This is a genomic window from Flavobacterium foetidum (genome assembly GCF_004634245.1).
In the GTDB taxonomy this organism is placed as follows: domain Bacteria; phylum Bacteroidota; class Bacteroidia; order Flavobacteriales; family Flavobacteriaceae; genus Flavobacterium; species Flavobacterium foetidum.
Map to the genome: position 1 here is coordinate 1 of NZ_SJTF01000027.1, position 7315 is coordinate 7315.

General features: G+C 38.6%; 2 pseudogenes. Both read left to right on the forward strand.

Features of this window, described 5'->3' with window-relative positions:
- Nucleotides 1-1149 (forward strand): annotated as a pseudogene (locus tag E0W73_RS21310) (PorP/SprF family type IX secretion system membrane protein); the annotation flags it as partial.
- Between the two features lie 125 nt (nucleotides 1150-1274).
- A pseudogene (locus E0W73_RS21315) lies at nucleotides 1275-7315 on the forward strand (hypothetical protein); the annotation flags it as partial.

Sequence of the window (7315 nt, forward strand, 5' to 3'; positions counted from 1 at the left end):
AAGAAACAAGCGGCTGAAGAAAAAGCAAGAGCTGAAGAAGAAGCTCGTCAGGCGAAATTAGCTGCAGAAGCAAAAGCCAAAGCCGACGCTGAAGCTCTTAAAGCGCAGTTAGCTGCAGAAGCAAAAGCAAAAGCTGATGCAGAAGCATTACAAAAGAAACAAGCGGCTGAAGAAAAAGCAAGAGCTGAAGAAGAAGCTCGTCAGGCGAAATTAGCTGCAGAAGCAAAAGCAAAAGCCGATGCTGAAGCATTACAAGCTAAATTGGCAGCCGAGGCAGCAGCAAAAGATGAGACAGCAAAAGCAATTGATAATCTGACTCAGTCTTTAGAAGGTGTTGGGAAGGTACAAACAGATTTGTTAGCACAATTCAAAGCTACAGTCGCCAACAAACAAAAAGACTTAAATGATTTGAAGGAAGAGAATGATTTAAGTGAAAAAGGAATTTACAAAGAGCCTAAACCATTTAAGAGTGTAGCAGCCGAAAACAGTCAGATTGAGGCATTGAAAATCCAGATTGCTGAGGCGAATACCAGCATGAAGAATGAGATTGCAAAACTGACGAACCTATATAATGAAAGGGTTAAAAAGTTCCCGAAAAATGACCCTCTGAACAGAGCTTATTTGGAAAAAATCAACGAGTTGAAAGCGGCTCAATTGAAAATGGAACTTGAAGGCGCGGCTTTACTGTCAGATTTAGAACGTATCAAAACTGAAACGGAGATTGAGCGTAAACGTAGAATTAAACGTGCCGCTTATGAAAATGATCAAGGAAGATATGCTCAAGATCTTGCAGCGCTGAAACGTATTAAGGAAACAACCAAAGCAAGCAACACGCCATTGACGGCAAGTGATTTTGATTTTGGTGAAGAACAGTCGAATATGCAGATTATCAAGAATATTAAAAATTCTGAAAATGGTTATTATTTGATTTTGGCAGTTCACAACAGTGTTGAGAAACGAGATGAGTTTTTAACCAAGGCGGTAGCTGCAGGACGTTCAGACATTAATTTCTTTTACAATGTGACCACCAGTAAATATTATATCTATTATGAGAAGTTTGACGGGTTACAAGAAGCGACCAAAGCATTGGAAGCAAAAGGGAACAAACCATACAACGGTAATATGGCCATTGTAAAAGTGGAGAATTAATAAGAGTTACGAATAATATAGTTAGTGTGCTTTAAAAAAGCATTTGTAAATAAGAGTTTAAAGCGCTGGAATTTTAAGTTCTAATGCCCCTTAGAGCAAAAAACAAGGCCCAATAAGTAAATACCATGAAAAAACCTACTATTCTAAAAATTGCAATATTATTTTTGTTGTTTTTACAATGTGATATTGCCTCGGCTCAGAATATGCAGCCTTTCATTAGGCAGTATAATGCGCAGCTGAAAGGAGATATTCTCGTTATCGGAAATAACATTCTTAATAGGCAAGAAACAGACAGAAGAGGGAATATTACTACTAGTCCGAATACTGCCTATAATGGAACTGGTTTTAATGGCGATTTTGATATGCGTTATATCAATATCGACAACGGAGCGACTCCTGGAATTTTTAGCTCGAGTAGCGCTACGTTAACAGTGCCAAACAATAGAGCTCCTGCTTCGGCATGTTACAGGGTAGCTTATGCAGCTTTATATTGGTCTGCAACTTTAAACTCGCCCGATTCAAGAACAAATATTAACAGGGTAAAAATTAAAGTGCCAAATACATCCAATAGCAATTATCAGGATGTAACAGGTACTATTATTCATGATATTACAAACAGGGCAAATGGAGTTAATCCGGATAATACGCAGGCATATGCGTGTTTTGCGGATATTACAAATTTGCTGAGTGAAACAAATCCGAATGGTGTTTATACGGTCGCGAACGTAATTTCGAGTCAGGGTACAAACGGAGGTACTGGTTTATCTGCCGGGTGGTCTCTTTTTATTGTTTATGAAGATTCGAGCTTACCGACAAAGGCAATTTCTACCTTTAATGGATTTACAGCCAGAGCGCAGGGTGGAGGACCAAATAATACGCTGATTGATGGTTTTACAACTATTCCAACCGGCCCTGTGCAAGCACGTTTTGCATTTGCTGCTCTTGAGGGAGATTTAGGATATAGAGGTGATTATCTTCAAATTAACGGAACTACAATTACACCGCCTACAAGACCGCGTCAGAGTAATACAAATAACTTTTTTAACAGTACAATCAACAGTTTAGGTGCTGCTTTTACTGCCAGAGTGCCAAACAGCAGTAATACCTTAGGTTTTGATACTGGAGTTATTGATATTGATCCTTCAGCGAATATTATTAGAAATAATGATACTCAGGCAACTATTACGCTGGGTACAAACCAGGATATTTTTATTTATTATTTTACTGCATTCTCGGTTGACATTATCGCACCGAAAATTGTTTTGACCAAAGCAGTAAAAGATATTAATAATGCCGATGCATCTGGTAAAGATGTTATCTTAGGAGAAGAACTTAGATATGAATTAAAATTTAAAAATGAAGGAAATGATAATGCGAAATCATTTACGATTACCGATCAACTTCCTATCAATACAGATTTTAATTTTCCAGGAGACTTAATGGAGTTGCCGCCAGGAATGACTATTCCGACTACAGCGGCTGGAAACTCATATGTTCAGTACAATCCGACCACAAGAACCTTAACATTTACGATACCGGATAGTTATGTTAGAGCTGTTCCGACTAGATCACCAGAATATACTATTCGTTTCAAGGTAAAAGTTGTAGATGACTGTTCTAAATTGACAGATGCTTGTTCGAACTTAATTCAGAATACAGCGCGAACATCCTATGTGGGTGATCTTGGAGGTTCTGGTACAAATTATGGCGACAGTAGTTATGCTTCTACAGCGGGATGTAATATTGTACCGCAGTCGACCAACTTTTTAGTTGGACTTGATGCTTGTAGAAACAGAAGAACAGAAATCTGTACCTCAAGCATGACAATTTCTGCCTCTGGTGGTTACAGAAGTTACTCTTGGTCTAGAAATGCTTCTGGTACACCTGTAATCGGTACAAGCCAAACACTTACTGTAACACAGCCAGGTACTTATTATGTTTACAATACTGCAAATCCTCCTTGTATCGATTTACAGGAAATTATTACGGTTGTAGACGGAGGCGGTGTACGAACAAACCCTATTATACCTTATGCAGATAATAGAAATGCAGATGGATCTATTACGGGTTGTTTGATTGACGGTAAACCGTTACCTAAGATTTATCTTTGTGGTACAAATGATTCAAGATTAATTAACCTTAATCTAAGTGGTGCCACTATTGTCTGGGAAAAAACCAACTGTGTAAGACCGACAGACTTATCTGAACTTTGTGCAGACGAAAGACCAAGCTGTAATTGGGTTTCGGCTGGACCAAACGGATCATTGTTTACAGCTAATGAAGCAGGTTACTATCGCGTTACCATAAATGTAAATGGTTGCCAGAACCGTTATTATTTTAATGTTTATAAAACGGATGTTTCGATTACCGAAACTCACAGAGACATTATTTGCTATAATAGAGGTAACATTACTGCTCAGTTGCTTACCGGCTACGAATATAGTCTGACAAATGTGGCTACTAATGCAACAACAGCTTGGCAGGATAGCAATTCTTTTGATATTTGGAATGCGGCTACATACGTAATCAACTACAGACTTAAAAATGTTCCTAACACTTGCGTTTTCAGATCTGGAAGAATAGAGATTCGTTCTTTAACAATGAATCCTATTGTAGAAAATCCGAATGAGCAGCCAAATTGTTATGGTGATAACGGACGTATAACGGTTAGTGCAACAGCTGGTTTCTCTAATTATTATTTTGCCCTTTTTGATGGAGGAAATCTAATACAGCAGGTTGGACCAATTACGGCAAACGTTTATACTTTTACTCCTGCTCCAGGAAAATATTATACTGTTGAAGTTTATACCATGAACGGCAACACAAAAGAATGTTCTGGAACTACAGGAAAGTATATCAACAATCCTCCAGCAGAACTTAATCTCGTTGCAACAGCAATAACACCACTTACAGCTTGTAGCGAAGGTAAATACAAAATCACAGCAAGCGGAGGAAGCGGTGGTTATTCATTCTTTGTTGATGGGTCTACTACACCGCAGGCTTCATCAGAAAATGATAATACAGATCAGAATGCTATTATCATCATGACGCCGACTGCGAGAGATTATACAATTCGTGTTCGTGATTCGAGACTTTGCGAAAAAACAATAACAGTTAGAGTTCCTGCAATGCCGACACCGCAATATACGGTTTCGCATACCAACAGCAACTGTTATGACGGAAGCTCAGAAATCAGAGTGAATCTTACGAATGCAAATGGATATACTATGGCTTATAGTATAAACGACGGAGCGAGCTATCAAGCAAGTCCAGTATTCTCTAATTTGCAACCAGGTAATTATATTGTTAAAGTAAAATACAGTATTACGTATCCAATTACAAACTGGCCAAATTCTGCAACGCAGGATTGTTTCGGACCAAGTGAACCAGTTACGATTACAGGACCTACGTCTGCAGTAACAGCTTCTGCGGGTGTAGCGGCACTTGCAGGATGTACGCTTCCAGATGCGACAGGCGTTAACCAAGGAGGAAAATTAAGAATCAATAACGTTCAGGGAGGAACACCAGGTTATCAGTATAGTTTTGACGGAGGAGCTACTTGGCAAGCTAGTAATGAAAAAGATGTTTTACCAGGAACTTATGTTTTGGTGGTAAGAGATGCTTTGGGATGTATGTTTACTATTCCTTATGACATTATTTTAGATCCTAGACCTTCTGATCCTACTATTAGAGTAGAAGATCCGGTATTTAATTGTAATGGTACTGCAACAAGTACGGTTACCGTTACAAACGGAGTTTCTAATTATACGTATGAATATTATCTTGACGGAGTTGCCAATACTCCTATAACTAATAATGTATTTACTAATGTTCCATCTGGAAGTCATACGGTTTCAGTACGATACAGAGTTTCTACAGTACCTACATACAGTAACTTATTAAGAGAAGATTTCGGAAGAGGACCAGACGTGAAAGTTGACGGAATTCACCCGAATTACTGTTGGGAAAGACAAGATTATGTTCCTGACTGTCCTAACGATTATATGCCTATCTTATTAAATGATGGAGAATATGTTGTAACACAGGCATTGATACCAGAACATAGAAACGGATTCAATTGGAACTTACCAAAAGACAACACCTCAGTTATTAATAATACACCTCATATTACTGATGGTAGATTTTTAGCTGTAAACGTGGGTGGAGTTGTGCCAGTTGGTGGAATTTTATACAGAAAAACAATTAATGATGTAATACCAAACCAAGATATTCAGGTATCTCTTTACATGCTTAATTTGTTGGCTTCAGGAAATGATAAGCCATCTCCTAGACTTACAATCCAGCTTCAGAAAAATGGAGTTCCAATTCCTGGAGCATCAAAAGATACAGAAGCTATTCCTCGTGACGAAAGATGGCACAATACTACGGACTTAGGAAACGGTCAGGTATTAACCTTAAATCCTGGAAATAATACTTCGTTAGATTTCGTTATTTTATCTTATAGCCAGGTAATTGATGGAAATGATTTAGCTGTGGATGATATTTGGGTTCGTCAGATTCCAGAATCATGTATCTCACAGAAAGATTTCCCTATTGTTATTGACAGCAATAGAGCTTTCAGCGCATCTATCACTGGATTTAAAAATCTTACTTGTCCTGGTGCTAACAATGGTGAAATTACAATTGCAGCTGAAAACTTTAATCTTCCTTACGGATTTGATTATTCATTAGATAATGGAGCAACTTGGATTAATTCTAAAGTATCTCCAGTTACAGCTACAGGATTGACAAGCAGAACTTACGCAATCAGAGTTCGTTATGATAATTCAGCTTCAAGCTGTGTTTTCCCATTAAGTCAAGTAATTAGTGCTCCAGCAGCTTTAGCTGTAACAGCTCAAGTTACGGCTCAACCAACTTGTACAAACGGTGCTTCTATTACAGCAACTGTAACGGGCGGAACACCTAATTATCAATACGAACTAAGAGCTGCAAACGGAACTACCGTTGTAACTCCTTTCCAAACCTCAAATGTATTTACAAACGTTCCAACAGGAACTTACACAGTTGTAGTTAGAGATGCAAATTCTTGTTCTTCTCCGGCTTCAGCAAGTGTAAATATTAGTTCTCCAACACCTCCAACAGCGTCGTTGGCAGCAAGTTCAGATTTATGTTATGATACTGTAAACCAGTCTACCCTTGTGGTGACTGCGACAGGAGCAGGGACATTGACTTATAGTTTAGACGGAGCAGCAGCTCAGACTTCAAATACATTTACAAATGTTGGTCCTGGCACACATAATATTGTGGTGACCGACAGTAATAACTGTACAGCTGCAATTAGCAATATTGTTATTGCGCCTCAGTTGCAAGGATCAGCAGCTATTACAAAAACTTTAGATTGTACAACATCTCCAAATGCCTCAATTACAGTTACCATTACTGGAGGAACAAGTGCCTATTCTTATAGAGTTAGAAGAGGATCGGGAACTTATGGAAGCAGTGTTGCGGTAACAGGAAATTCTTTTGTATATACAGGAGCAAATGCAGCTGACACTTATACTTTTGAAATTACAGATGCAACAGGATGTATTACTACAGTAAGCGCTATCGTTAATGCTATCGTTTATCCTACTGTTGCAGCTACTAAAATTGATGCAACATGTAATGGTGCTTCAACAGGATCAGTAGAGTTAACAGGAGCAGGTGGTTCTGGCGGGTATACTTATTTATTCTATAACAGTTCGACAACTCCGGCACCAACAACTTTCGTTACAAATTCTTCTTTTACAGGATTGGCAGCGGGATCTTATTCTTACCAAGTTAAGGACAGCAACGGATGTACATCTGCTGTTGGAAGCATAACTATTAATCAGCCTACAACTTTAACAGCAACTGCAACTGCAACAACATTTACTTGTGATGCCTCTAATGTAAAACAGGCGGCAACTGTAACTATTGCGGTTCCAACAACAGGAACTTCACCTTATCAGTATAGTTTTGATGGAGGTACTACTTTTACCAGTACTCGTACTCTATCTGTAACTGATAATGGAACAAATCAGACAATTTCTTATGTAGTTCGTGATGCACAAGGTTGTACAACACCAGTGCAGACAATTACAATAAATAGACTAAACCCACCAACAGACTTAGCATTCGCTGCTGCTGCTGTTACTTGTACGGCTACTACGACTACTGTTACGGC